Genomic DNA, 25,716 nt, shown 5'->3' with positions numbered 1-25,716 from the left:
GGCAGACAGTTCCTGCTCCACCGGCCTTGGCCCGTACCAGCAGAGGGGTTCGACCATGCACGACACGCACGTTGCGCCGACCTGGGACCCACAGCAGTACCTCCGCCACGCGACCCACCGCACCCGCCCCTTCCTCGACCTGCTCGCCCGGATACCGGAGCTGCCCGCGCCCCGCCGCCCGCGCATCGCCGACCTGGGCTGCGGCCCCGGCAACGTCACCGCCCTGATAGCGGACCGCTGGCCCGACGCGCACATCACCGGCTTCGACAGCTCCGCCGACATGCTGGCCAGGGCCCAGTCGTACGCGGGCCCCACGCCCGGCGGCGGCCGCCTGGACTTCGCCCCCGCCGACGCCGCCACGTGGATCCCCGAGGAACCCTTCGACCTCATCGTCTCCAACGCGGCACTGCAGTGGGTCCCCGGCCACGCCGACTCGTTCGCCCCCTGGATCGACTCCCTCGCCCCCGGCGGCACCCTCGCCTTCCAGGTCCCCGGCAACTTCACCTCGCCCAGCCACGCCCTCCTCGGCGAGCTGTGCGAGAGCCCCCAGTGGCGCGCCCGCCTCGGCGGCAAGGGCCGGCGCTTCGTGCACATCCTGCAGCCGGACGAGTACCTCAAGCGGCTGATCGACCTGGGCTGCTCGGCGGACGCGTGGGAGACCACGTACGTGCAGGTCCTGCAGGGCGAGGACCCGGTGCTGGACTGGGTGAAGGGCACCGCGCTGCGGCCCGTCCTCACTGCCCTGGAGGGCGACCCCGAAGCCGTCGAGGAGTTCCTCGACCAGTACCGCGACCTGCTGCGCAAGGCGTATCCGGCCGGCCCGCACGGCACGGTCTTCCCCTTCCGGCGGATCTTCGCCGTGGCCCGCAAGGAGATCTGATCGCATGATCACCGGCCTCGACCACGTCCAGCTCGCCGCGCCACCCGGCTCGGAGGAAGCGCTGTGCCGCTACTACGAGGACGCGCTGGGCATGGTCCGGGCCCCCAAGCCCGCCGCGCTCGCGGGTCGTGGGGGCTGCTGGTTCGAGGCCGGCGCGGTCCGGCTGCACCTCGGCATCGAGGACGGCTTCCGGCCATCGGCCAAGGCCCACCCGGGCCTCCGCGTCGACGGCATCGACGCCCTCGCCGCCCGGCTGGCGGCCCACGGCGCCGACGTCACCTGGGACGAGGAGCTCCCGGGCCACCGCCGCTTCTACTCCCACGACCCCGTCGGCAACCGGCTGGAATTTCTCGAACCCCTGTCCTAGCCGGAGCGCTCTGAGTCCTCGCGCGCCGCTCACTCTTTCGGGTGATTTTTGTGACTGGTGTGACCAGAGGTCACGCCTTCCGGTGGCCTATCAGACGCGGCTTCGGCTCCAGGCCGTCCAGGCCGTGCCAGGCGAGGTTCACCAGATGCGCGGCGACTTCCGCCTTCTTCGGCTTGCGCACGTCCAGCCACCACTGGCCCGTCAGCGCCACCATCCCGACCAGCGCTTGCGCGTACAGCGGCGCCAGCTTCGGGTCAAAGCCGCGGGCCTTGAACTCCAGGCCCAGGATGTCCTCGACCTGAGTGGCGATGTCGCTGATCAGCGACGCGAACGTACCCGTCGACTGCGCCACGGGGGAGTCCCGCACCAGGATGCGGAAGCCGTCGGTGTAGGTCTCGATGTAGTCGAGCAGCGCGAAAGCCGCCTGTTCCAGCAGCTCACGCGGGTGCCCCGCGGTCAGGGCACCCGTCACCATGTCCAGCAGCTGCCGCATCTCCCGGTCCACGACAACCGCGTACAGCCCTTCCTTCCCGCCGAAGTGCTCGTACACCACCGGTTTGGACACCCCGGCCTTCGCCGCGATCTCCTCCACCGACGTGCCCTCGAAGCCACGCTCGGCGAACACCGTGCGCCCGATGTCCAGCAGCTGCTCCCGGCGCTCCTTGCCGGTCATGCGGACCCGCCGCGCACGCCGCGCGCCCGCACCGGAAGACGCTCTGTCCTTACTGCCACTCACGCTGCTGCCATCGATCGCCACCCGTCAATCATGCCGCCTGTTCGGCCTTGTCCTTGCGGCGGGAGTCGTTCTCCTGGCGGCGGGAGTCGAGCCGGGAGGCGTTCGGCCAGCGCACGTCGTACGCCCACCCCAGCTGCTCGAACCAGCGGATCAGCCGGGCGCTGGAGTCCAGCTGCCCCTTCAGCACGCCGTGCCGCGCCGAGGTCGGGTCCGCGTGGTGCAGGTTGTGCCAGGACTCGCCGCAGGACAGGATCGCCAGCCACCACACGTTCCCGGAGCGGTCACGGGACTTGAAGGGGCGCTTGCCCACCGCGTGGCAGATGGAGTTGATCGACCACGTGACGTGGTGGAGCAGGGCGACGCGCACCAGGGAGCCCCAGAAGAACGCGGTGAACGCGCCCCACCAGGACATCGTCGCGAGCCCGCCGACCAGCGGCGGGATCAGCAGCGACACGGACGTCCACAGGACGAACTGGCGGGAGATCCGGCGGATCGCCGAGTCCTTGATCAGATCCGGTGCGAACTTGTGCTGCGGCGTCTGCTCCTCGTCGAACATCCACGCCATGTGCGCCCACCACAGGCCCTTCAGCAGGGCCGGCACGGTCTCGCCGTAACGCCACGGCGAATGCGGGTCACCCTCCGCATCGGAGAACTTGTGGTGCCGGCGGTGATCCGCGACCCACCGCACCAGCGGACCCTCCACCGCCAGCGACCCCATGATCGCCAGCGCGATCCGCAGCGGCCGCTTCGCCTTGAAGGACCCGTGCGTGAAATAGCGGTGGAAACCGATCGTGATGCCGTGGCAGCCAATGAAGTACATCGCCACCAGCAGCCCCAGATCGAGCCAGCTCACACCCCATCCCCAGGCCAGTGGCACCGCGGCCACCAGCGCCACGAACGGCACGATGATGAACATCAGGAGCGCGAGCTGCTCCACGGAACGTTTGCTGTCGCCGCCCAGCGTCGCGGGCGGCAGCGCGCTCTCGGCGGTCTTCGGTGTTTTCTCGACGACTTCAGGGCCAGCGGTCATGTGGTGTCCCTCGCTGGGGTCGGAGGCAAGGCTACGGTTCCGTAACCTACGGTCTCGTAAGTATGGCAGTGCGGCCACACCGTACAAGGGTGTGACCGGCCCGACAGCCCCTCTCACAGAGCGGACGGTATGACCGCCCGAAAAGCGGAGATCTATTCTTGAGGCGTCGGACAGCGCGGTCCGCAACCCGCCACCAGGGAGTGTCCACAAGACACCCACCAGCCCAGACGTGCTCAACACTGCAAGGAGCCGCACCTGTGAGCAGTGCCGACATCTCTCCCGACGCCGCACAGCAGACCCCGCGCCCCGGGGCCCCCGACACGGCGGACGCCGGCAATGGAGCCCTGCGCGCCGACATCCGCCGCCTCGGCGACCTCCTCGGCGAGACGCTCGTACGCCAGGAAGGCCCCGAGCTCCTCGATCTGGTGGAACGCGTACGCGCCTTGACGCGCACCGACGGCGAGGCCGCCGCCGAGCTCCTCGGCGACACCGACCTGATCACCGCCGGCAAGCTCGTGCGGGCCTTCTCCACGTACTTCCACCTCGCAAACGTCACCGAGCAGGTGCACCGCGGCCGCGAGCTGCGCGCCCGGCGCGCCGCCGAGGGCGGCATCCTCGCCCGGACCGCCGACATGCTCAAGGACGCCGACCCCGAGCACCTCCGCGAGACCGCGGCCCACCTCGGCGTACGTCCCGTCTTCACGGCCCACCCCACCGAGGCCGCCCGGCGCTCCGTCCTCACCAAGCTCCGCAAGGTCGCCGAGCTGCTGGAGACCACCGACGCCGGCGACCGCCGCCGCGCCGACCTCCGCCTCGCCGAGAACATTGACCTGATCTGGCAGACCGACGAGCTGCGCGTGGCGCGCCCGGAGCCCACCGACGAGGCCCGGAACGCCATCTACTACCTCGACGAGCTCGGCCGCGGCGCCGTCGGCGACGTCCTGGAGGACCTCGCCGCCGAGCTGGAGCGGGCCGGCGTGCAGCTGCCGCCCGGCACCCGCCCCCTCACCTTCGGCACCTGGATCGGCGGCGACCGCGACGGCAACCCCAACGTCACCCCCCAGGTGACCTGGGACGTCCTCATCCTCCAGCACGAGCACGGCATCACCGACGCGCTGGAGCACATCGACGAGCTGCGCGGTGCCCTGTCGAACTCCATCCGGAACTGCGGCGCCACCGAGGAGCTCCTGTCGTCGTTGCAGCGCGACCTGGAGCTGCTCCCCGAGATCAGCCCCCGCTACAAGCGGCTGAACTCCGAGGAGCCCTACCGCCTCAAGGCCACCTGCATCCGCCAGAAGCTCGTCAACACCCGCGAGCGCCTGGCCAACGACACCCCGCACGTCGCCGGGCGTGACTACCTCGGCACCGGCGAGCTCCTCGACGACCTCGCCCTGCTGCAGAGCTCGCTGCGCGAGCACCGCGGCGGCCTGGTCGCCGACGGCCGCCTGGAGCGCACGATCCGTACGATCGCCGCGTTCGGCCTCCAGCTCGCCACCATGGACGTCCGCGAGCACGCCGACGCCCACCACCACGCCCTCGGCCAGCTCTTCGACCGCCTCGGCGAGGAGTCCTGGCGGTACGTGGACATGCCGCGCGACTACCGCCGCAAGCTCCTCGCCAAGGAGCTGCGCTCGCGCCGCCCGCTGGCCTCCACCCCCGCCCCGCTGGACGAGGCCGGAGCCAAGACCCTCGGCGTCTTCGAGACCATCCGCAAGGCCAAGGCCACCTTCGGCCCCGAGGTCGTCGAGTCCTACATCATCTCGATGTGCCAGGGCTCCGACGACGTCTTCGCCGCCGCCGTCCTCGCCCGCGAGGCCGGCCTCATCGACCTGCACGCGGGCTGGGCCAAGATCGGCATCGTCCCGCTCCTGGAGACCACCGACGAGCTGAAGATCGCGGACAAGCTCCTGGACGAGATGCTGTCCGACCCCTCCTACCGGCGCCTCGTCGCCCTGCGCGACGACGTCCAGGAGGTCATGCTCGGCTACTCGGACTCCTCCAAGTTCGGCGGCATCACGACCTCCCAGTGGGAGATCCACCGCGCCCAGCGGCTCCTCCGGGACGTCGCCCACCGGCACGGCGTACGGCTGCGCCTCTTCCACGGCCGCGGCGGCACCGTCGGCCGCGGCGGCGGCCCCTCCCACGACGCGATCCTCGCCCAGCCCTACGGCACCCTCGAAGGCGAGATCAAGGTCACCGAGCAGGGCGAGGTCATCTCCGACAAGTACCTCGTGCCGTCCCTGGCCCGCGAAAACCTGGAACTGACCGTCGCGGCCACCCTGCAGGCATCAGCGCTGCACACCGCGCCGCGCCAGTCCGACGAGGCGCTGGCCCGCTGGGACGCCACGATGGAGACCGTCTCCGAGGCCGCGCACGGCGCCTACCGCCGCCTGGTCGAGGACCCGGACCTCCCGGCGTACTTCCTCGCGTCGACCCCGGTCGATCAGCTCGCCGAACTCCACCTCGGCTCCCGGCCCTCCCGCCGCCCCGGCTCGGGCGTCTCGCTCGACGGCCTCCGGGCCATCCCGTGGGTCTTCGGCTGGACCCAGTCCCGCCAGATCGTCCCCGGCTGGTTCGGCGTCGGCACCGGCCTGAAGGCCGCGCGCGAAGCCGGCTCGGAGGCCGTCCTCGCCGAGATGCACGAGCACTGGCACTTCTTCCGCAACTTCCTGTCCAACGTCGAGATGACGCTGGCCAAGACCGACCTGCGGATCGCCCAGCACTACGTCGACACCCTCGTCCCCGACGAGCTCAAGCACGTCTTCGACGTCATCAAGGCCGAGCACGACCTCACCGTCCAGGAAGTCCTGCGGGTCACGCAGGAGGCCGAGCTGCTGGAGGCCAACCCGGTCCTCCAGCAGACCTTCCGCATCCGCGACGCCTACCTGGACCCGCTGTCCTACCTCCAGGTCTCGCTCCTCGCCCGCCAGCGCGAGGCCGCCAAGCGCGGCGAGGAAGCGGATCCGGTGCTGGCCCGGGCCCTGCTGCTGACCGTCAACGGTGTGGCCGCGGGCCTGCGTAACACCGGCTGATCAACCCGCGAGCCGGACGGGCTCAACAATCAAGCGCCGGACGGGCCGAAAATCCAGCCCGTCCGGCGCTTGAGGACCGGGGTCCGGGGCAGAGCCCCGGGGCTAGAGCGTGAAGAACGCCGCCATCAGCAGAGCGGTGCCGAGAAGACCGACGGCCCATGCCGTCCTCCGCATCCGCAGGCCCCCGGCCACCACCAGCGAAGCCAGCAGCATCGCGCCGCCCAGCGGGGCCCACGCGTACAGGATGCCGCCCGGCCCCGTGCGCACCGCACGGTCCGAAGCGGGCTCCACCGTCACCTCGACCAGCTGCCCCTTCTCCGGGGCCGCCGCCTCCGCGAGCACGACCTTCGCCCGCCGCTCACCGTCCCCGCCCGTCGGCACGTACGGGCCCCAGCAGCGCTCCTCGCCGCACGACGCGACCGTCATCGTGCCGCGCTCCTTCGCCTGCACCAGCATCGCGTACTGCGCCGTACCCCACGACGTCCACGCACCGGCCACCAGCAACAGCAACGCGAGCAGCGTCATCAGCAGATTCTTCAAGACGAGCAGCAGCCCGAAGGCACTCTCACCCGCTCGCTTGGTACGGCTGCGCTTCTTGGAACCTGTCGTACCTGTCCTGGACATGGCGGCGATCCTTGGCCATCGCGGTATGCCCGGTCAACTCGATCAGAACGCTTCGTCAGGCGTCGTCCCGCGCTGTCCCGCTCAGGAGTTGTAGGCGGATTGCGCCCGTTCCAACCCCTCTGTGACCAGCGCCTCCACCGCGTCCGCCGCCCGGTCGACGAAGTAGTCCAGCTCCTTGCGCTCCGCCGCGGAGAAGTCCTTCAGCACGAAGTCCGCCACCTGCATCCGCCCCGGCGGCCGCCCGATCCCGAACCGCACCCGGTGGTACTCGGCGCCCAGCGACTTCGTCATCGACTTCAGCCCGTTGTGACCGTTGTCCCCGCCGCCCAGCTTCAGCCGCAGCGCCCCGTAATCGATGTCCAGTTCGTCGTGGATCGCCACGATGCGCTCCACGGGCACCTTGTAGAAGTCCCGCAGCGCCGTCACCGGACCGCCCGACAGGTTCATGTACGACGACGGCTTCGCCACCACCACCCGCCGGCTGCCCGGCCCCGGGGGACCGATCCGGCCCTCCACGACCTGCGCCCTGGCCTTGTGCGCCTTGAACCGGCCGCCCATCCGCTCCGCCAGCAGATCGGCCACCATGAACCCCACGTTGTGACGGTTGGCGGCGTACTCGGGACCGGGATTCCCCAGCCCCACCACCAGCCACGGGCTCGCCGCGTCCTCACTCACCGCTGCACTCCTGCACGTAAGAAACAGTACGTAAAAAGACCGCCGCCCCGCTCGCAACGAACGGGACGGCGGCGGAAAAACCGATGACGGTGACCGCCCGGGGGCGACCGTCAGAGGTGGTCCGGGGCTCAGCCCTCGGCGCCCTCCTCGGCCTCGCCCTCGCCCTCGGCGGGGGCCTCGGCCTGCGCGGCCACGACCTGCAGGACGACCGCGTCGTCCTCGACGTCCAGGGAGACACCGGCGGGCAGCTTGATGTCCTTGGCGAGCACCGACTGACCGGCGTCCAGGCCCGAGATGTCGGCGGTGACCGACTCGGGGATGTGGGTGGCCTCGGCCTCGACCGGGAGGGAGTTCAGCACGTGCTCGAGCAGGTTGCCGCCCGGGGCCAGCTCGCCCTCGGTGTGGATCGGCAGCTCGACGGAGACCTTCTCGCCCTGGCGGACCAGCAGCAGGTCGACGTGCTCGATGATGCCGAGGCGGATGGTGGCGCGCTGCACGGCCTTCGGGATCACCAGCTCGCGCTTGCCCTCGATGTCCAGGCTGATCAGGACGTTCGAGTTCTTGAGCGCCATCAGGGTGTCGTGGTGCGGCAGGGCCACGTGGCGCGGCTCCGAGCCGTGACCGTAAATGACCGCGGGAACCTTGTCCTCGCGACGCAGACGGCGGGCGCTGCCCTTGCCGAACTCGGTACGCAGCTCGGCGGAAATCTTGACCTCGGCCATGATGCACTCCTCGTAGTACTTCTCAATGGATCTGACGGCCGTCACCCGGCCCACGACAGACCTGCTACGAAGAGCGCGTCGATAACGGACAGCCGTACGTACGAGTACGGCCTCCCTCGCCGAGCAACTCGGTGAGTCTACCCGGCGGGGAGGCCGCCTCGAAAATCGATCTTCAGCGCCCTCCGGGCGCGGGTGATCTTCAGCGCCTTACAGGCGCGGGATCTGGGGAAGCTCCCGATCGGAGCCCCGGCTAAGCAGGGAATCAGCTCACTGCTCCTCGAACAGGCTCGTCACCGAGCCGTCCTCGAAGACCTCGCGGATCGCACGCGCGATCGTCGGGGCCATCGACAGCACCGTGATCTTGTCGAGCTCCAGCTCGCCCGGGGTCGGCAGCGTGTTCGTGAACACGAACTCGCTCACCTTGGAGTTCTTCAGGCGGTCGGCCGCCGGGCCGGACAGGATGCCGTGCGTGGCGGTGACGATGACGTCCGCCGCACCGTTCGCGAACAGCGCGTCGGCAGCGGCGCAGATCGTGCCGCCGGTGTCCACCATGTCGTCGACCAGGACGCAGACGCGGTCCTTCACGTCACCGACGACCTCGTGGACGGTGACCTGGTTCGCCACGTCCTTGTCGCGCCGCTTGTGCACGATGGCGAGGGGCGCGTCCAGCCGGTCGCACCAGCGGTCGGCGACGCGCACGCGGCCGGCGTCGGGGGAGACGACGGTCAGCTTGTTGCGGTCGACCTTCGCGCCCACGTAGTCCGCGAGGACCGGCAGCGCGAACAGGTGGTCCACCGGGCCGTCGAAGAAGCCCTGGATCTGGTCGGTGTGCAGGTCCACCGTGACGATGCGGTCCGCACCCGCCGTCTTCAGCAGATCCGCCACCAGGCGGGCCGAGATGGGCTCACGGCCGCGGTGCTTCTTGTCCTGACGGGCGTACCCGTAGGAGGGGATGACCACGGTGATGCTCCGCGCCGAGGCGCGCTTGAGAGCATCGATCATGATCAGCTGCTCCATGATCCACTTATTGATGGGAGCCGTGTGGCTCTGCATCAAGAAGCAGTCCGCACCACGTGCCGACTCCTGGTAGCGGACGTAGATCTCACCGTTCGCGAAGTCGAACGCCTTCGTCGGGACCAGGCCGACACCCAGCTGGTGAGCAACCTCCTCCGCCAGCTCGGGGTGGGCGCGGCCGGAGAAGAGCATCAGCTTCTTCTCGCCGGTCGTCTTGATCCCGGTCACAGCAAATCTCCTTGCCAAGCTCTCAAACATGAGGGCGCCTTGCCTGCGCCGACCACGTTGCGTGCGCTTATCACGGTACGCCCCGCACGGCGCACCCGTTGCCCGGTCACTGCTCGCCCTCGTCCTTCTGACGAGCAGCCGAAGCGGCCTGCGCGGCGGCGCTTCCCGGTCGCTTGCGAGCGACCCAGCCCTCGATATTCCGCTGCTGACCACGCGCGACAGCCAGCGAACCCGGGGGCACATCCTTGGTGATCACGGAGCCGGCCGCGGTGTACGCGCCGTCCCCGACCGTGACAGGAGCCACAAACATGTTGTCCGACCCCGTCTTGCAGTGAGACCCCACCGTCGTGTGGTGCTTCGCCTCACCGTCGTAGTTCACAAAGACGCTCGCAGCACCGATGTTGGTGTACTCGCCAATCGTCGCATCCCCCACGTAGGAGAGATGCGGCACCTTCGTGCCCTCACCGATCGAAGCGTTCTTCATCTCGACGTACGTGCCGGCCTTCGACTTCGGGCCCAGCTGCGTACCCGGCCGCAGATACGCGTACGGACCCACGCTCGCCCCCGGCCCGACCTTCGCGCCGTCGGACACCGTGAAAGACACCACAGCGCCCTCGCCGACCACCGTGTCCGCCAGCCGCGACTGCGGTCCCACCTCGGCGAACGACGCCACATGCGTGCTGCCCAGCAGCTGCGTGCCCGGCTGCACCACCGCGTCCGGCTCGAACGTCACCGTCGCGTCCACCCACGTCGTCGCCGGGTCCACGACGGTCACACCGCTCAGCATCGCGGCTTCCAGCAGCCGGTCGTTCAGCAGCCGGCGCGCCTCCGCCAGCTGCACGCGGTTGTTGATGCCCAGGATCTCCCGGTGGTCGCCGGCGACGGCCGCACCCACCCGGTGCCCGGCCTCCCGCACGATCCCCAGCACGTCCGTGAGGTACTCCTCACCCTGGCTGTTGTCCGTCCGCACCTTGCCCAGCGCCTCGATCAGCAGCCGCGCGTCGAACGCGAACACGCCGCTGTTGATCTCCCGGATCGCGCGCTGCGCGTCGCTCGCGTCCTTGTGCTCCACGATCGCGGTGACGGCCCCCGTGGCCTCGTCCCGCACGATCCGGCCGTACCCGGTCGCGTCCGGCACCTCGGCCGACAGCACGGTGACGGCGTTGCCCTCGGCGGCGTGCGTCTCGGCCAGCTTCTTGAGGGTCTCCCCGGTCAGCAGCGGCGTGTCGCCGCACACGACGACCACGGTGCCGTCCAGCTCCACGCCGGGGGCGCCGGCCTCACCGGAACCACCGGTGGTCAGCTCCTCCAGCCCCATCCGGACGGCGTGCCCGGTGCCGTTCTGCTCGTGCTGCACCGCCGTGCGGACGCCCGCGTCGATCTCGGCGAGGTGCGCGGTCACCTGCTCACGGGCATGGCCCACGACCACGACGAGGTGCTCGGGGTCCAGCTCACGGGAGGCGGCGACGACGTGGCCGACGAGGGAGCGGCCGCAGATCGCGTGCAGGACCTTCGGGGTCGCCGACTTCATGCGGGTGCCCTCACCCGCTGCGAGAACGACGACGGCTGCCGGGCGGTTGGCGCTCACGGGGATGCCCTTCGGCTTCTTGGCTACTTCGGGTGGTGGACACCCGAAGGATACCGGTGCGTATTGCAGCCGAAACGCGGACGGGTCCCGACGTGTACGCCGGAACCCGAACTGAGCAGTTGTGCGGTATGGCTCCCCTGCCAGGACTCGAACCCGGACATAAGGCACCAAAAGCCTCAGTGCTGCCAATTACACCACAGGGGATGGCAAACGGGGTCAAGACGGACATTCACCCGGGTGATCCCGTTCAGCACCCAACACTATGCCGCACCACCCGCCTTCGATGCGACGGTACGGGTCGGCGCCTTGTTCGAAGCCGCAGGTACCGGTCCGTAACGGACGGGCCGCGGCGTGGTGGGCGTGGCCGGAAATCGAGGGCGGGCGCCCGTAGGGTGGGCGGTATGACCGCGACGGGGGTAAGGGACGCCGGGGGCATCAGGGGTGCGCCGGGTGGCGGGCCGTGGTGGTGGGAGCACCGCCGCAGCGCCGTGTTGGACGTGTGTCTGGCGCTCGCCTCGACGGTGGAGTGCGTGCTGGAGGGGGTGCAGTTCGCGCAGGAGTCCCGGCTGCCGGAGGCGGTGGGGATCGTCCTCGGTCTGCTGGTCGGCCCGGTGCTGCTGCTGCGGCGCAAGTGGCCGATTGTCGTCGTCCTGGTGTCGATCGCGGTGACCCCGGCGGAGCTGGGCGCGCTGCTGGGGATCGTGGGCCTGTACACGCTGGCGGCGTCGGACGTGCCGCGGCGGTTCACGGTGCTGCTCGCGGGGATGTCCGTCATCGGCACGCTGATCGTCACGATCTTGAAGATGCAGCAGGACGTGGCGTCGCAGGAGGACTTCAACCCGCCGTGGTGGTTCGTCCCGCTGGTGTCGGTGGCGCTGGGCCTGGTGCTGACGGCGCCGCCGGTGCTGCTGGGGCTGTACGTGGGGGCGCGGCGGCGGCTGGTGGAGAGCCTGCGGGAGCGCAACGACGGCCTGGAGCGGGAGCTGATGCTGCTCGCCGAGCGCGCGGAGGAGCGTGCGGAGTGGGCGCGCAACGAGGAGCGCACGCGGATCGCGCGGGAGATGCACGACGTGGTGGCGCACCGGGTGAGCCTGATGGTGGTGCACGCGGCGGCATTGCAGGCGGTGGCGCTGAAGGACCCGGAGAAGGCGGCGCGGAACGCGGGCCTGGTGGGGGACATGGGCCGGCAGGCGCTGACGGAGCTGCGGGAGATGCTGGGGGTGCTGCGCACGGGCGAGGGTTCGGGGGCGTCGGCGCGGGTGTCGGACGAGCCGGAGCGGCTGGTGGCGGTGGCGTCGAAGGTGTCCAAGGTGGCGCGGGTGCCGGAGTCGGCCGAGTCCCCGAACAGGGGTGCCGCGGCAGGGGGCGTACTGGCGGACGTGGCGGGGCTGGTGGATCAGTCGCGCGCCGCGGGCACGGTGGTGGAACTGTCCGTGGAGGGAGAGGCCCGGCCGTATGGGCCGGGGGTCGAGCAGACCGCGTTCCGGGTGGTGCAGGAAGCGCTGACGAACGTGCACAAGCACGCGCCGGGGGCGCGGGTGCGGGTGCGGCTGGCGCACCGTGACGGGGAGGTCGCGGTGCAGGTGGAGAACGGCCCGTCGGAGCGCGGCGCGGCGGACGCGGGGCTGCCGAGCGGGGGGAACGGCCTGGTGGGGATGCGGGAGCGGGTGACCGGGCTCGGCGGGGTGTTCGTCTCGGGCGCGACGGAGACGGGCGGCTTCCGGGTGTCGGCGGTGCTGCCGGCGGGCGCGGGCGGGGAGTGACGACGCGGTCGTACCCGGTCCCGCCCGCGGGCTCGGCCCGGTGCGGGCCCGGTCAGTCCGCCGCCACCGTCAGGCGGGTCGGCCGGGTGCCCAGTACGAGTGTGGCGAACGCCTGGTCGATGTCGCGGCCCAGGTACCAGTCGCCGGTGTGGTCGAGGCTGTAGACGCGGCCTTCGGCGTCGATGGCGAGGGTGGCCTGGCTGTCGGCCTCGCGGCCGAGCGGTGCGACCTGGGTGTCCAGGGCGCGACCGAGGTCGCCGAGGGTGCGGGCGAGATGGATGCCGTACAGCGGGTCGATCTCGAACGGCGTGGGGGCGATGTGCCGGCCGGGCCCGGGTGCGCTGATGCGCAGGGTGCCGAATTCGGCCCAGGCTTCGACGGCGGCGGGGAAGACGGTGTGCCGGTGGCCGCCGGGGGAGGCGTACTCGCGGAGCGCGTCGGCCCAGTGTTCGGCCTGCTTGATGTCCCAGTGGCCGGGCTGCCAGCCGGCTTCCTGCAGGGCTGCGTCGACGGCGACGGGGAAGCGGGTGGTGGCGCCGGCGGCGCGGTCGTACGCGGTGGTGGGTGGGGTCATGGTGCGGTTCAGCTCCCTGCCGCGGAGAGGCCGACGGGCATGACGCCGAAGAAGGCCAGGAGTGCGTCGCAGGAGCGGCAGGGCGCGGCGTAGTGGCCGTGCTGGGGGTCGCCGTCCTCGCGGATGTGGCGGGCGGTGAGTTTGGAGTGCTTGAGGGAGCGGCGGGCTTCGCCGTTGGTGAGCGGTTTCTTGGACTGGCGTTTGGAGCGGCCCGCTTCGACGGCGGTGAGGTGCCGGGAGAGCAGGACGGCTTCGGGGCAGCGGCCCGTGAAGCGCTCGCGCTGTGCGGTGTTCAGGGTGTCGAGGAAGTCCTGGACGAGCGGGTGGAGCGCGGGGGGCTGTTCGGACTTGCTCGCGGTGCAGGTGAGGGTTTCGCCGCGGACGGAGAGGGCGGCGGCGACGGTGGGGAGGATGCCGTCGCGGCGGTGCCGGAGCGTGGGCGGCCCGTCGGTGTCGGCGGTGGCGCTCCAGCCGATCCGGGGGTCGCCGGCGGGGTGCGCGGACGACGGCGCGGTGCCCTGGCCGGCGCTCCCCGCGCCGGTGCCGTTGGCGGTCCGTGCGGCGGACTGTGCGGTGGTGCTCATGCGGTGCTTTCCCTCCCTGCATCCCCCCGTCTGCGGGGGTCAGCCTGCCAAACGCGCTGGGTGTTGCGGAAGTCGGGCATGCCCTGCGGGTGTCACGGGTCTGTGCCGGTCCTTGTCACCGGTCCGTGACAGTCGACCGGTCGGGGGTGTCGTGGCACAGATGTACGAGGGTGTGGTGGTGCGGGTGGGACGTCCCGAAAAGCCGCTCGACGCGCGGCCGGAGGGTGGCCGGTGGACGGCCTGTGGGCGCGGGCGCGGGCGGGTGCGGTGGTTGCCGTACCGCTTAGGCTGTGCGGCAGTAGCCAGTTCCAGCCAGGGGGCAACCGCCATGACGACAGGTCGGCTCGGGCAGAGCGCCGCGCCACCGAACACGGCCTACGCCGGGCAGGTCGTGCATTTCCCGGACCCGGTCCGGGCCGCGCGCTTTCCGAGAGGCGTACGGGTGGACGGTTCGGGTTTTCCGGACTTTTCCCCGTACGCGCGGGCGGCGGCGGAGATCGCCGAGCCGCCGGAGGGCTTCGGGGTCGACGAGCTGCGGCTGACGGACTTCGTGTCGGCCAACGCCGCCCTGCACGCGGCGGGCCACGAGCTGTGGGAGGACGTGCCCTCGGTGGCGACGCCGCACGGCTGGACGTGGCACCACGTGGCGGGGACCCGGCGCATGGAGCTGGTGCCGGTCGAGGTGAAGGCGCTGCTGCGGCACCACGGCGGGCTGGCGACGGCGGCGGTGGACCACGAGAAGCGCGGCACGCGGCCGTTGCAGGAGACGCGCCCTGCGCACTTCGGGCTGCCGCACCGTGACGTGTCGGTGCCGGAGGACGCGGTACTGCAGGCCGAGGAGGCGCTGGGGTACCGGCTGCCGGGCGCGTACCGGGCGTTCCTGAAGGCGGCGGGCGGCTGCGCGCCGGTGGGCGCGGCGCTCGACCCGGAGCTGGGGCTGCTGGTGGACCAGCCGTTCTTCACGGTGCGGGACGACGCGGCCGTGAACGACCTGGTGTACGTGAACAAGTGTCTGCGGGACCACTTCACGAAGGACTACCTGGGCGTCGGCTTCGTCCAGGGCGGTGTGATCGCGGTGAAGGTACGGGGGGACGCGGCCGGGTCGGTGTGGTTCTGCGCGTACGACGACGCGCGCGACCGGGACGGCTGGTCGGTCCAGGAGCGGGTGGAGCGGCTGCTGTTGCCGTGCGGCGGGGACTTCGACGAGTTCCTGGAGCGGCTCGCGGGCAATCCGCCGGAGCTTACGACCGTGGCCAACCTGATGGTGGACGGTGGCTTCGCGTGCGCCGTTCCGGTGGAGGGGTGAGCGCGATGGTGACGTTCGCGCAGGCGCAGGAGCGCGCGGAGCGCTGGGTCAACGGCGAGGTGCCGGCGTACCAGCAGCGTGAGGTGCGGGTACGGGAGTTCGGGCTGGGCTTTGTGGCCTGGGCGGAGGACCGCGAGGGCGGGCCGGCGGTCGGCGGCGGCCGGCAGCGGATGGTGATCGCCCGGGACAGCGGGGAGACGACGCTGTGGCCGGGGCTGCCGGTGGGCGAGGTGATCCGGCGGTACGAGGAGGAGTACGGCGTGGTGCCGGAGGCGGCGCCCGCGCCTGAGGTGCCGCGGCAGCGGATCGATCTGGAGCAGACCTCGTTCCTGCTGACGCCGCCGGAGTGGCTGCAGGAGGCGGCGGACGCGGCCGGCATTCCGGACCGGGCTTCGGGGGCACAGGCTCCCGATGAGCAGCCGTCCGCTGTGCCCGCCGCTGCCGTGCCCGCCTCTGCCGCCGCGCCGGAGCCGCAGCCGGAGCCGGAGGAGACGCCGGAGCCGGAGCCCGAGGAGAAGCGGCCGGAGGAGAAGAAGGACACCGGCGCATCCGTTTCGACCGCGGCCCCCTCCTGGGAGGGCACGGACATCACCGTGGACGACGACGGTGACGACCGGTCCGTGGGGCTGCCGGCGACCGTGTTCGCGCCGCCGCTGAGCTTCGACGAGGACGCGGAGCAGGGTTCGGTGCGCCCGGACGCCAAGACCGAGCTGCTCCAGGGGGGCAGCCGGCTGCCGGCCACGGCGGTCGCGCCGGCCGTCGAGGAACCGGCCGCCGGTCCGCCTTCGGGCGCCGCGGCTCCGGCCGCTGCCGCGCCCGGTCTGTCGGACCTGCCGCCGCCGTCCGGCCCGCCCGTCACGCATCTGCCGCCGCCCCCGGGTGCCGCCGGTACGCCGCCCGCGGCACCCGGTACGCCCGCGGAGCCCGGTCCGCCGCCCGCGGCACCCAGTACGCCCGCGCCGTCCGGTGCCCCGGGGAGCGGCGGTTACGTACCGACGCAGATGATCTCCCAGCTGGACTCGGACACTGCCGCCCCGTCCGGCATCCCGGCCGCGGCCGAGGGCGCGCCGCCCCCGCCGCCCGGCCCCCCGGCAGCACCCGGTGCGCCGGGTACTCCCGGCACTCCCGGCACTCCCGCCGGTGGCGTGCACGCGGCCGCCACGATGCTGGCCGACGGCTCGTCGCTGCCCGGCAACGCCGGTGCGGCGAAGAGCGGTGGCGACGGGCCGCCGCCCCCGTCCCCGCCCGGTGTGCCCGGCGCCGCGGGCCCCGCTGCGCCTCCGCCGCCGCCAGGCCCCCCGGCCACCCCGCCGCCGGGAGCCCCCGGCGCTCCCGGTGGCGGCGTGCACGCCGCGGCGACGATGCTCGCGGGCCCCGGTACGCCGCCGCCCGCGGGCCCTGGTGCGCCGCCTCCGGCTGCCCCCAGTGCGCAGCCGCCTGCTGCCCCCGGTGCGCAGCCTCCCCCCGGCCCCGGTATGCCGCCGCCCGCCGCTCCTATGGGGCAGCCCGGCGCCCCGGGCGGGGCGCCGCAGGCATACGGCTCTCCGCAGGCGCCGCCGACCGGTCAGCCGACCGTCGGCCCCGGCTACATGGCCGTACTGCGGTACCGCGCGCCCGACGGCTCCGAGCAGCAGATCATCCGGCGCTCGGCGCCCGGCACGCCGCATCCCGAGTGGCAGATCCTGCACGAGCTGCGCGGGCTCAACGTGCCGCCGCAGCAGGTGCTGGAGCTCCACACCGAGCTGGAGTCCTGCGATCTGCCGGGCGGTTACTGCGCCCGGATGATCCGCGAGACCTGGCCGCAGGTGCGGATCAGCCACACCGCCGCGTACGGTCACGACCACGCCTCGCGGCAGCAGGGCGTACGGCATCTGGTGGAGCATCAGGGCGAGCTGCACCAGGTGGCGGACGGGCCGGCCCGTCCGGCGCCGGTGCGCGTGCCGCTGCCGCACCCGTCGCAGATCCAGCTCGCGCCGCCGGCCCCGCCGCAGGCGATCGGGCAGGAGCTGGAGCAGGCGTTCGGGCCGCAGGGCGTCTTCCGCTTCGACCAGCGCGCGGTCTCCCGGCAGGGCGTGCCCGACGTGGTGGGCCAGACCCTGGTCTGGGCCGGTGTACCGGTCGATTTCGGCCCGTTCTTCTGGGGCCAGGCGCAGCCGGGCCGCCCGGTGCCGACGCTGGCGGAGCTGGCCCAGGAGCGCGGTGTGCAGCCGGCTCCCGACGCGGGCTCGTACCTGGTCATGGGCTCGGACTTCGGCCGTCAGCTGTGCGTGCAGTACGGCACGGCGCACATCGTGGCGGTGCCGCTGGAGGCCGGCCCCGGTGGGCAGGCGGCGACGCCGCAGTTCGTGAACACCGGGCTGCCGGAGTTCGTGCGCTGCATGGCCATGCTGGGCCGGATGTGGCGGCTGCGGTACGGGCTGAACCCGGAGCAGGCGGGCCGCTGGACCACCGACTTCCAGGTGCAGCTGGCGGCGCTGGACCCGGCGGCGCTCGGCTCCCCGGAAAACTGGTGGTCGGTCCTGCTGGAGCAGATGTGGGACGGCCTGCTGTAGCGGCCTGCGGCAGCCGTGGGGCGGCCGCGCTGAGCGCGGTGTCGCCCGTACGGCCCTGACGGTGTGTCATACGTGGCGCTCGACCTGCGGAACGGGTCGGGCGCCACGATCATGCCGGTATGGCCCCACCGTCCCCGTCCTCCCCACCGTCCCCGCCGCAGCCGAGTTCGACGGCGCTGTACCGCGCGGGGCGCGGCCGGGGCCGCCGCGGGTGGTCCTGGCCGCGCCGGATCGCGCTGCTGGTGACCGTGCTGGTGCTGCTGGCCCTGGCGCTGGCGGCCGCGCTGTTCTTCTGGGCGGGCGGACAGCTGCGCCAGATGGACGCACTGAGCGGCTATCCGGGCCGGCCGGCCGCGGGCAAGGGCACGAACTGGCTCCTGGTGGGCTCCGACAGCCGGCGCGATCTGACCCCTCGCCAGCAGCAGGAGCTGCATGTGGGCCATGAGGCGGTGCGCAACACCGATACGGTGATGCTGCTGCACTACGGGGACAGCGGCCCGTCTCTGGTGAGCCTGCCGCGGGACAGTTACGTCGCGGTGCCGGGACACGGCAAGAACAAGATCAACGCGGCGTACGGCCTGGGCGGCGCGAAACTCCTCTCGCGCACCGTCGAACAGGCGACGGGCCTGCGCGTGGACCACTACGCCGAGGTCGACTTCCTCGGCCTGGTACGTGTGGTGGACGCGCTCGGCGGGGTACGGCTGTGCCTGGACGCGCCGTTGAAGGACGAGAAGTCCGGCGCCGACTTCCCGGCGGGCTGCTCGCACATGAACGGCGCGCGGGCGCTGGCGTACGTACGGGCCCGTTACAGCGACCCGAAGGGCGACCTGGGACGGGTGCAGCGGCAGCGGGCGCTCATCAGCGCGGTGTCGGAGCGGATGCTCGGCCCCGCGACGCTGCTGAACCCGTTCCGGACGGTGCCGGCGCTGGACGCGGCGCTGGCGGCGCTGCGCGTGGACGGCCGGACCGGCGTGGTGGATCTGACGCAGATGGGACTGTCGATGAAACAGGTGGCGAAGGGCTCGGGGACGGCCACGACGGTGCCGGTCACCGGCCCGGGAACGGCGGTCGCCGGCGCGGGCGACGTGCTCGTGTGGGACGCGGAGCGGGCGCGGCGGCTGTTCCGTGCCCTGCGTACCGACGAGCCGATTCCGACTTCTGCGGAAAAGTAACGCATCCTTGGGCAGTGATAGGTGCGGAGTGTCGCGTTATGGGCGCTTCGGAACAATCAACAAAGATGTGCGCCGGACCACGTCACTGTCGGAGAGGGGCTTTGAGGGATGAGTGCATCGGTGTCGCCTCACGGATTCGAGGTCGTACGAGGGCGTGGTTACCGTCCGGCGGACGTGGACCGCAGAGTCGAAGGGCTCTCCCTGGACCGCGACTCCTGCTGGGAACGGGCGGCCCGCCTCACCGTGCTGGCCAACGAGATGACCGCGGAGCTGGAGCGGCTGCGCGAGTACCTCGCCCATATGCCGCCCCAGACGTACGAATCCCTGGGCGAGCAGGCCCGGCTGATCCTGACCACGGTCGAGTCCGAGGCGGAGCGGCTGCGCACCGAGGCCGCGGCGGACGCCGAGCGGCTGCGGGAGGAGGCGGCGGACTACGGGCGGGAGCAGGGCGACGCCGCCGACGCGTACGCGCTGAAGCTCTGTCAGGACGCCGAGGACGCCGCCGTACGCATGGAGGAGGCGGCGGAGGCCGAGGCGCGGACGATGGTCGAGGAGGCCGCCAGGGCCGCCGAGGAGGCGCGCCAGGAGGCGGAGGAGGGGCTCCGCGAGATGCGCCGGCGCACCGCGGAGGTCCTGGAGGACCAGGAGAAGAGCCTGGCCGAGCAGTGGACGGCGGCGGAGCAGGAGCTGGCCGACCGCGAGCTGGCCATACAGCAGCGGATCGCGGAGATGGAGGAGCGCGGCGAGGCGCGCATCGTGGAGGTGCAGCGCCACTACGCCAGGATGGAGGAGTCCGCGCGGCACATCGACGAGGAGGCCGCGGACCGTGCCTCCGAACTGATCGCGGAGGCCGAGGCGGAGGCGGCCCGCGTCGAGCGCGCCACGGAGCGCGTCCTGCGCGAGCACGAGGAGCGCCGCGAGGAGCTGCGCTCCCACATGGCCCACGTACGCAGCAGCCTGGCCACCCTCATGGGCAAGGACCCGGACGCGACCGACCAGGAACACGAGTACGAGCAGGAGCGGGAGCAGGCGTACGAGAAGCAGTACGGGCAGGAGTACGCACAGGAGCCTGACGCCGGACACGTGTACGACGTGAAGGCGGAGGACGGGGAAGGCGTACGGGGGCACACGGAGGCGCGCTACGAAGAGGCGCCTGCCCCAGAGGCCGCGCCCGCCTCTGAAGCTGTGCCTGTCCCTGAAGCGGTGCCCGCCCCTGAAGCTGTGCCCGTCTCCGAAGCCGTGCCTGTCCCCGAAGAGGCCCCCGCCAAGCGTGGTGTGGACCCCGATGAGGAGGACACGCTCGAAACCAAGCTGCCGCGTACGGAGGGCTGAGCCGCCCGCCTCAGCCCTTCTCGGCGGGAGCGGGCCCGGCCTCGCCCTCGCCCCGCGCGTCCGCGTGGACGGGGAAGCGGCGCGGCGCGAAGAGCAGCGCGGCCAGGGCGAGCAGCCCGGCCACGGCGGCGCCGTAGTAGACGTGCTCGACCGTGGCGTCCACGGCGCGCCGCAGGTAGTCGGCGGCCTGCTCGGAGAGCGTGCCCGCGTGTTCCAGCGCGCGGGAGACGGCGTCCAGGTCGTCCGGCAGGCCGGCACGGATGCCGGCGGGCGCGTCGGCCAGCCGCCCGGCCAGGGTGGCGTTGGCGACGGCCCCGAAGAGCGCGGCCCCGACGGACTGGCCGACCTGGCGGCAGAACAGGATCGAGGCGGTGGCCGTACCCCGTTCGGCGTACCCGACGGAGGACTGCACTCCGATGATCAGCGGCAGCTGGAACAGCCCGAGAGCGGCGCCCAGCGCGAGCATGAGCAGCGCCGGCTGCCACGCCGCACCGGGGTAGGGCAGCTGCGGGAAGGCCAGCAGCACCAGCGTGGCGGCACCGATGCCGAGGAGCGCGCAGCCCCGGATGCCGACGCGGTTGTAGACGTGGCTGCTGAGCGCGGCCGCCACCGGCCAGCTCATGGTCATGGTGGACAGTACGAACCCGGCCGCGATCGGGCCGAGGCCCAGTACGGCCTGGGCGTAGGTGGGCAGGAAGACGGTCGGGGCGACCATCAGGAGCCCGAGGGCGCCGAGCGCGAGGTTGACGGTGGAGATGGTGCGGCGGCGCCAGACCCAGCCGGGGATGATCGGTTCGGCGGCGCGGCGCTCGATCAGTACGGTGGCGGCCGCGCACACGGCGCTGCCGCCCAGCAGGAGCAGCGAGGGCGCGGACAGCCAGGGCCAGGCGACGCCGCCCTGGACGAGCGCGGTCAGCAGCAGCCCGCCGCAGGCGAAGATGGCCAGCGCGCCGGGCCAGTCGATGACCGGGCGCTCGGCACGGGAGCGGTGCGCCGGGTCTTCAAAGAAGTGGCGCAGGACGAGCCAGAGGGCGAGCGCGCCGACCGGCAGGTTGACGAGGAAGATCCAGCGCCAGTCCGCGTACGCCGCGAGCAGGCCGCCGAGCGCGGGCCCGGCCACGGAGGAGGTGGCCCAGACGGTGGAGAGCTTCGCCTGTATGCGCGGCCGCTCCTTCATGGGGTACAGGTCGGCGGCGATGGTCTGCACGGTGCCCTGGAGGGCGCCGCCGCCGAGTCCCTGCAGGACGCGGAAGGCGATCAGCGAGGCCATGTTCCAGGCGCCCGCGCACAGCAGCGAGCCGACGAGGAAGATCACGATGCCGGCGACGAGGACGGGCTTGCGGCCGAAGGTGTCGGAGAGCTTGCCGTAGACGGGCAGGGTGACGGTGACGGCCAGCAGGTAGCCGGAGAAGAGCCAGGAGAAGACCGAGAAGCCGCCGAGGTCACCGACGATCTGCGGGACGGCGGTGGCGATGATCGTGGAATCCAGCGCGGCCAGCGCCATGCCGAGCATGAGGGCGGCGACGACGGGGCCGCGGCGGGTGGCCGGAGCCCCGGCGGATGCGGCCCCCGGCGCCTTCGCTGCTTCCGGCGCCGCCGGGGCCTGTGGTGCGGCGCCTGCCGTCCGTTCCGGTTCCGTCCGTCCGCCGGTGCCGCTCACCGTGCCCCCTCCGCCGTCGTTTACGTGTACGCGACACCATTCCACGCGCGGCCGGGACGCGGTACGGGGCTTCTCGCCCGTCGAGACGGCGCCGCGCCGTCGTGGCCGAGCGCGCGGAGAGCCGCGCGACCGGCCACACCGGCGGTGCACCGGTGCGCGCTCCCGGAACCACCCCGTTGACCCCATCCGCCACGCGGCCCGGCGTACGCTGGGAGATCCTGGCCCGCCCGCGGTGCCGGCCGTCGAGCCGCCGCAGGGCGGCACCCGCGTTGTCCGACTCCCTGGGACGGAAGCCTTTTCATGAGCCTGACAGGACTGCTCGACGCCGTCGTACGGGACCCGGCGCTGGCCGAAGCGGTCGAGGCCGCCACCGACGGGCACCGCCCCCACGTGGACCTGGTCGGCCCGCCGGCCGCCCGCCCCTTCGCCGTCGCCGCGCTGGCCCGCGACGCCCAGCGCCCGGTGCTCGCGGTCACCGCGACCGGCCGGGAGGCCGAGGACCTGACCGCCGCGCTGCGCTCGCTGCTCCCCGAGGACAGCGTCGTGGAGTACCCCTCCTGGGAGACCCTGCCGCACGAGCGCCTCTCGCCCCGCTCGGACACCGTCGGCCGCCGCCTCGCCGTGCTGCGCCGGCTCGCCCACCCCAGCAAGGACGACCCGGCGACCGGCCCGGTCTCGGTCGTCGTCGCGCCCGTCCGGTCCGTGCTGCAGCCGCAGGTCAAGGGGCTGGGCGACCTGGAGCCCGTCGCGCTGCGCAGCGGCGAGAGCGCCGACCTCGGCGAGATCGTGGACGGCCTGGCGGCCGCCGCGTACAGCCGGGTGGAACTGGTCGAGAAGCGCGGCGAGTTCGCGGTCCGCGGCGGCATCCTGGACGTCTTCCCGCCCACCGAGGAACACCCCCTGCGGATCGAGTTCTGGGGCGACGACGTCGAGGAGATCCGGTACTTCAAGGTCGCCGACCAGCGCTCCCTGGAGATCGCCGAGCACGGCCTGTGGGCGCCGCCCTGCCGAGAGCTGCTGCTCACCGCCTCCGTACGGGAGCGGGCCGCGGCCCTCGCCGAGCAGCACCCGGAGCTGGGCGAGCTGCTCGGCAAGATCGCCGAGGGCATCGCGGTGGAGGGCATGGAGTCCCTCGCGCCGGTCCTCGTGGACGAGATGGAGCTGCTGCTGGACGTGCTGCCGGCGGGCTCCATGGCGGTGGTCTGCGACCCGGAGCGGGTGCGCACGCGCGCCGCCGACCTGGTCGCCACCAGCCAGGAATTCCTCCAGGCCAGCTGGGCGGCAACGGCCGGCGGCGGGGAGGCCCCCATCGATGTCGGCGCGGCCTCCCTGTGGGGCATCGCGGACGTCCGGGACCGCGCCCGCGAGCTGGGCATGATGTGGTGGTCGGTCTCGCAGTTCGCCGCCGACGAGGCGGGCGAGACGGACGGGGACACCCTCAAGCTGGGCATGCACGCCCCCGAGACGTACAGAGGCGACACCCAGCGCGCCCTCGCCGACACCAAGCAGTGGCTGGCCGACGGCTGGCGCACGGTCTACCTCACCGAGGGCCACGGCCCCGCGGCCCGTACGGTCGAGGTGCTCGGCGGCGAGGGCATCGCGGCGCGTCTGGACCCGGAGCTGACGGAGATCTCCCCGTCCCTCGTGCACGTCTCCTGCGGCTCGATCGACAACGGCTTCGTCGACCCGCAGCTCAAGCTGGCGGTGCTCACCGAGACCGACCTCTCGGGCCAGAAGGCCGCCGGCAAGGACGCCACGCGGATGCCGGCCCGCCGCCGCAAGACCATCGACCCGCTGACCCTCGAAGCGGGCGACTACATCGTGCACGAACAGCACGGCGTGGGCCGGTACATCGAAATGGTGCAGCGCACGGTCCAGGGCGCCACCCGCGAGTACCTCCTCGTCGAGTACGCGCCCGCCAAGCGCGGCCAGCCCGGCGACCGCCTCTACATCCCCACCGACCAGCTGGAGCAGGTCACCAAGTACGTCGGCGGCGAGGCCCCGACGCTGCACCGCCTCGGCGGCGCCGACTGGACGAAGACCAAGGCGCGCGCCAAGAAGGCCGTCAAGGAGATCGCGGCCGACCTGATCAAGCTGTACTCGGCCCGGATGGCGGCGCCCGGCCACACGTTCGGCCCGGACACCCCCTGGCAGCGCGAGCTGGAGGACGCGTTCCCGTACGCGGAGACGCCCGACCAGCTCACCACCATCGCCGAGGTCAAGGAGGACATGGAGAAGTCGGTCCCGATGGACCGGCTGATCTGCGGCGACGTCGGCTACGGCAAGACCGAGATCGCGGTGCGCGCCGCCTTCAAGGCGGTCCAGGACGGCAAGCAGGTCGCCGTGCTGGTCCCGACGACGCTCCTCGTGCAGCAGCACTTCGGCACCTTCACGGAGCGCTACGGCCAGTTCCCCGTCAACGTCCGCGCCCTCTCCCGCTTCCAGACGGAGACCGAGTCCAAGGCCACCCTGGAGGGCCTCAAGGACGGCTCGGTCGACATCGTCATCGGCACCCACCGGCTGTTCTCCTCCGAGACCAAGTTCAAGGACCTGGGCCTGGTCATCGTCGACGAGGAGCAGCGCTTCGGCGTCGAGCACAAGGAGCAGCTGAAGAAGCTCCGCGCCAACGTGGACGTGCTGACGATGTCCGCGACGCCCATCCCCCGCACCCTGGAGATGGCGGTGACCGGCATCCGCGAGATGTCGACCATCACCACCCCGCCCGAGGAGCGGCACCCGGTCCTCACCTTCGTCGGGCCGTACGAGGAGAAGCAGATCGGCGCCGCCATCCGCCGCGAACTGCTCCGCGAGGGCCAGGTCTTCTACATCCACAACCGTGTGGAGTCCATCGACCGGGCCGCGGCCCGCCTCCGCGAGATCGTCCCCGAGGCGCGCATCGCGACCGCCCACGGCCAGATGTCGGAATCGGCCCTCGAACAGGTCGTGGTCGACTTCTGGGAGAAGAAGTCCGACGTGCTGGTCGCCACGACCATCGTCGAGTCCGGCATCGACATCTCCAACGCCAACACCCTGATCGTTGAACGAGGCGACAATTTCGGCCTCTCCCAGCTCCACCAGCTGCGCGGCCGGGTCGGCCGTGGCCGCGAGCGCGGCTACGCCTACTTCCTCTACCCGCCCGAGAAGCCGCTCACGGAGACCGCGCACGAGCGGCTGGCCACCATCGCCCAGCACACCGAGATGGGCGCCGGCATGTACGTCGCGATGAAGGACCTGGAGATCCGCGGCGCGGGCAACCTCCTCGGCGGCGAGCAGTCGGGCCACATCGCGGGCGTCGGCTTCGACCTGTACGTCCGCATGGTCGGCGAGGCCGTGGCGGACTACCGCGCCTCCCTGGAAGGCGGCGCGGAGGAGGAGCCGCCGCTCGAGGTCAAGATCGAGCTGCCCGTGGACGCGCACGTCCCGCACGACTACGCCCCCGGCGAGCGCCTGCGCCTCCAGGCGTACCGCGCGATCGCCGCCGCCAACACCGAGGAGGACATCGCCTCGGTACGCGAGGAGCTGACCGACCGCTACGGCAAGCTCCCCGAGCCGGTGGAGAACCTCCTGCTGGTCGCGGGCCTGCGGATGCTCGCCCGCGCCTGCGGCGTCACCGACATCACCCTGCAGGGCTCCAACATCCGCTTCGGCCCGGTCGAGCTGCGCGAGTCCCAGGAGCTGCGCCTGAAGCGGCTGTACCCGCGTACGGTCATCAAGCCCGCCACCCACCAGGTCCTGGTGCCCCGCCCCACCACCGGCAAGATCGGCGGCAAGCCGCTGGTCGGCCGTGAACTGCTGGCCTGGGTGGGAGAGTTCCTGACCTCGGTACTGGGGTCGTGACGTCGGTACTGGGGTCGTGACGTCGGCTCTGGGGGCCTGG

General features: G+C 72.1%; 19 protein-coding genes and 1 tRNA gene. 9 read left to right on the top strand and 11 right to left on the bottom strand.

Going from position 1 to position 25,716, the window contains the following annotated elements; genetic code table 11:
- Positions 1-55: 55 nt before the first annotated feature.
- Positions 56-880: a trans-aconitate 2-methyltransferase gene (locus ACIGXO_RS18540; RefSeq protein WP_399787501.1), complete on the top strand. Its 825-nt coding sequence runs from the start codon at positions 56-58 to the stop codon at positions 878-880.
- Positions 881-884: 4 nt separating this feature from the next.
- Positions 885-1,247: a VOC family protein gene (locus tag ACIGXO_RS18535; protein ID WP_399787498.1), complete on the top strand. Its 363-nt coding sequence runs from the start codon at positions 885-887 to the stop codon at positions 1,245-1,247.
- Positions 1,248-1,317: 70 nt separating this feature from the next.
- Here the strand turns inward: ACIGXO_RS18535 and ACIGXO_RS18530 are convergent, their stop codons facing one another.
- A complete protein-coding gene (locus ACIGXO_RS18530) occupies positions 1,318-2,004 on the bottom strand; it encodes a TetR/AcrR family transcriptional regulator (RefSeq protein ID WP_031051412.1) in 687 nt (228 codons plus the stop codon).
- A gap of 7 nt (positions 2,005-2,011) precedes the next feature.
- A complete protein-coding gene (locus ACIGXO_RS18525) occupies positions 2,012-3,013 on the bottom strand; it encodes an acyl-CoA desaturase (RefSeq protein WP_399787493.1) in 1,002 nt (333 codons plus the stop codon).
- A gap of 344 nt (positions 3,014-3,357) precedes the next feature.
- Between ACIGXO_RS18525 and ppc the strand changes: the two genes are divergently transcribed.
- Positions 3,358-6,045, top strand: coding sequence for a phosphoenolpyruvate carboxylase (gene ppc, locus ACIGXO_RS18520; RefSeq protein ID WP_399788478.1), 2,688 nt, complete (start codon positions 3,358-3,360; stop codon positions 6,043-6,045).
- Between the two features lie 102 nt (positions 6,046-6,147).
- Here ppc and ACIGXO_RS18515 read toward each other — a convergent pair whose 3' ends face one another.
- From ACIGXO_RS18515 to ACIGXO_RS18490, 6 genes are all read right to left on the bottom strand, one after another.
- On the bottom strand, positions 6,148-6,669 hold the full coding sequence (locus ACIGXO_RS18515; protein WP_399787490.1) for a hypothetical protein: 522 nt from the start codon (positions 6,667-6,669) through the stop codon (positions 6,148-6,150).
- A gap of 81 nt (positions 6,670-6,750) precedes the next feature.
- The gene (pth, locus tag ACIGXO_RS18510; RefSeq protein WP_399787487.1) at positions 6,751-7,344 is read right to left on the bottom strand and encodes an aminoacyl-tRNA hydrolase; all 594 of its coding nucleotides are present in this window, start codon (positions 7,342-7,344) and stop codon (positions 6,751-6,753) included.
- Positions 7,345-7,472: 128 nt separating this feature from the next.
- The gene (locus tag ACIGXO_RS18505; RefSeq protein ID WP_399787484.1) at positions 7,473-8,066 is read right to left on the bottom strand and encodes a 50S ribosomal protein L25/general stress protein Ctc; all 594 of its coding nucleotides are present in this window, start codon (positions 8,064-8,066) and stop codon (positions 7,473-7,475) included.
- A gap of 267 nt (positions 8,067-8,333) precedes the next feature.
- The gene (locus ACIGXO_RS18500) at positions 8,334-9,308 is read right to left on the bottom strand and encodes a ribose-phosphate diphosphokinase (RefSeq protein ID WP_399787481.1); all 975 of its coding nucleotides are present in this window, start codon (positions 9,306-9,308) and stop codon (positions 8,334-8,336) included.
- A 106-nt stretch (positions 9,309-9,414) separates the two neighbouring features.
- A complete protein-coding gene (gene glmU, locus ACIGXO_RS18495) occupies positions 9,415-10,896 on the bottom strand; it encodes a bifunctional UDP-N-acetylglucosamine diphosphorylase/glucosamine-1-phosphate N-acetyltransferase GlmU (RefSeq protein WP_399787479.1) in 1,482 nt (493 codons plus the stop codon).
- Positions 10,897-11,025: 129 nt separating this feature from the next.
- Positions 11,026-11,100, bottom strand: a tRNA-Gln gene (locus ACIGXO_RS18490).
- A 197-nt stretch (positions 11,101-11,297) separates the two neighbouring features.
- Between ACIGXO_RS18490 and ACIGXO_RS18485 the strand changes: the two genes are divergently transcribed.
- Entirely contained in the window at positions 11,298-12,659 is a 1,362-nt protein-coding gene (locus ACIGXO_RS18485; protein ID WP_399787476.1) for a sensor histidine kinase, read from the top strand.
- A 52-nt stretch (positions 12,660-12,711) separates the two neighbouring features.
- Here ACIGXO_RS18485 and ACIGXO_RS18480 read toward each other — a convergent pair whose 3' ends face one another.
- Together ACIGXO_RS18480 and ACIGXO_RS18475 are read right to left on the bottom strand one after the other, a co-directional pair.
- Positions 12,712-13,233: an SUKH-3 domain-containing protein gene (locus ACIGXO_RS18480; protein WP_399787473.1), complete on the bottom strand. Its 522-nt coding sequence runs from the start codon at positions 13,231-13,233 to the stop codon at positions 12,712-12,714.
- 8 nt (positions 13,234-13,241) lie between these two features.
- Positions 13,242-13,817, bottom strand: a complete 576-nt coding sequence (locus ACIGXO_RS18475; protein ID WP_399787470.1) for a YwqJ-related putative deaminase — start codon at positions 13,815-13,817, stop codon at positions 13,242-13,244.
- 328 nt (positions 13,818-14,145) lie between these two features.
- Here ACIGXO_RS18475 and ACIGXO_RS18470 point away from each other — a divergent pair, with 328 nt between their 5' ends.
- From ACIGXO_RS18470 to ACIGXO_RS18455, 4 genes are all read left to right on the top strand, one after another.
- Entirely contained in the window at positions 14,146-15,123 is a 978-nt protein-coding gene (locus ACIGXO_RS18470) for an SMI1/KNR4 family protein (protein WP_399787467.1), read from the top strand.
- A 5-nt stretch (positions 15,124-15,128) separates the two neighbouring features.
- Positions 15,129-17,675 (top strand): SUKH-4 family immunity protein, encoded by a 2,547-nt coding sequence (locus ACIGXO_RS18465; RefSeq protein WP_399787464.1) that lies wholly within the window; start codon positions 15,129-15,131, stop codon positions 17,673-17,675.
- A gap of 236 nt (positions 17,676-17,911) precedes the next feature.
- Positions 17,912-18,847 carry an LCP family protein gene (locus tag ACIGXO_RS18460; protein ID WP_399788475.1) on the top strand — a complete coding sequence of 312 codons (936 nt, stop codon included), beginning with the start codon at positions 17,912-17,914 and terminating at the stop codon, positions 18,845-18,847.
- 174 nt (positions 18,848-19,021) lie between these two features.
- A complete protein-coding gene (locus ACIGXO_RS18455) occupies positions 19,022-20,179 on the top strand; it encodes a cellulose-binding protein (RefSeq protein ID WP_399787461.1) in 1,158 nt (385 codons plus the stop codon).
- Positions 20,180-20,189: 10 nt separating this feature from the next.
- Here the strand turns inward: ACIGXO_RS18455 and ACIGXO_RS18450 are convergent, their stop codons facing one another.
- Positions 20,190-21,692, bottom strand: a complete 1,503-nt coding sequence (locus ACIGXO_RS18450) for an MFS transporter (RefSeq protein ID WP_399788472.1) — start codon at positions 21,690-21,692, stop codon at positions 20,190-20,192.
- Positions 21,693-22,139: 447 nt separating this feature from the next.
- Between ACIGXO_RS18450 and mfd the strand changes: the two genes are divergently transcribed.
- Positions 22,140-25,676: a transcription-repair coupling factor gene (gene mfd, locus ACIGXO_RS18445; RefSeq protein WP_399787458.1), complete on the top strand. Its 3,537-nt coding sequence runs from the start codon at positions 22,140-22,142 to the stop codon at positions 25,674-25,676.
- Positions 25,677-25,716: the final 40 nt, after the last annotated feature.

It is taken from the genome of Streptomyces sp. NPDC053542, assembly GCF_044544685.1.
Taxonomy (GTDB): domain Bacteria; phylum Actinomycetota; class Actinomycetes; order Streptomycetales; family Streptomycetaceae; genus Streptomyces.
Note: the sequence above shows the minus strand (reverse complement) of the source record. Positions and strands in the feature narration are given on the sequence as shown.

What these genes read in the sequence shown, in the direction of transcription:
- ACIGXO_RS18540 (WP_399787501.1), top strand. Translation starts at nt 56, where the DNA reads ATGCACGACACGCACGTTGCGCCGACCTGGGACCCACAGCAGTACCTC.
- ACIGXO_RS18535 (WP_399787498.1), top strand. Translation starts at nt 885, where the DNA reads ATGATCACCGGCCTCGACCACGTCCAGCTCGCCGCGCCACCCGGCTCG.
- ACIGXO_RS18525 (WP_399787493.1), bottom strand. Translation starts at nt 3,013, where the DNA reads ATGACCGCTGGCCCTGAAGTCGTCGAGAAAACACCGAAGACCGCCGAG.
- ACIGXO_RS18515 (WP_399787490.1), bottom strand. Translation starts at nt 6,669, where the DNA reads ATGTCCAGGACAGGTACGACAGGTTCCAAGAAGCGCAGCCGTACCAAG.
- ACIGXO_RS18505 (WP_399787484.1), bottom strand. Translation starts at nt 8,066, where the DNA reads ATGGCCGAGGTCAAGATTTCCGCCGAGCTGCGTACCGAGTTCGGCAAG.
- ACIGXO_RS18485 (WP_399787476.1), top strand. Translation starts at nt 11,298, where the DNA reads ATGACCGCGACGGGGGTAAGGGACGCCGGGGGCATCAGGGGTGCGCCG.
- ACIGXO_RS18480 (WP_399787473.1), bottom strand. Translation starts at nt 13,233, where the DNA reads ATGACCCCACCCACCACCGCGTACGACCGCGCCGCCGGCGCCACCACC.
- ACIGXO_RS18475 (WP_399787470.1), bottom strand. Translation starts at nt 13,817, where the DNA reads ATGAGCACCACCGCACAGTCCGCCGCACGGACCGCCAACGGCACCGGC.
- ACIGXO_RS18470 (WP_399787467.1), top strand. Translation starts at nt 14,146, where the DNA reads ATGACGACAGGTCGGCTCGGGCAGAGCGCCGCGCCACCGAACACGGCC.
- ACIGXO_RS18465 (WP_399787464.1), top strand. Translation starts at nt 15,129, where the DNA reads ATGGTGACGTTCGCGCAGGCGCAGGAGCGCGCGGAGCGCTGGGTCAAC.
- ACIGXO_RS18450 (WP_399788472.1), bottom strand. Translation starts at nt 21,692, where the DNA reads ATGCTCGGCATGGCGCTGGCCGCGCTGGATTCCACGATCATCGCCACC.
- mfd (WP_399787458.1), top strand. Translation starts at nt 22,140, where the DNA reads ATGAGCCTGACAGGACTGCTCGACGCCGTCGTACGGGACCCGGCGCTG.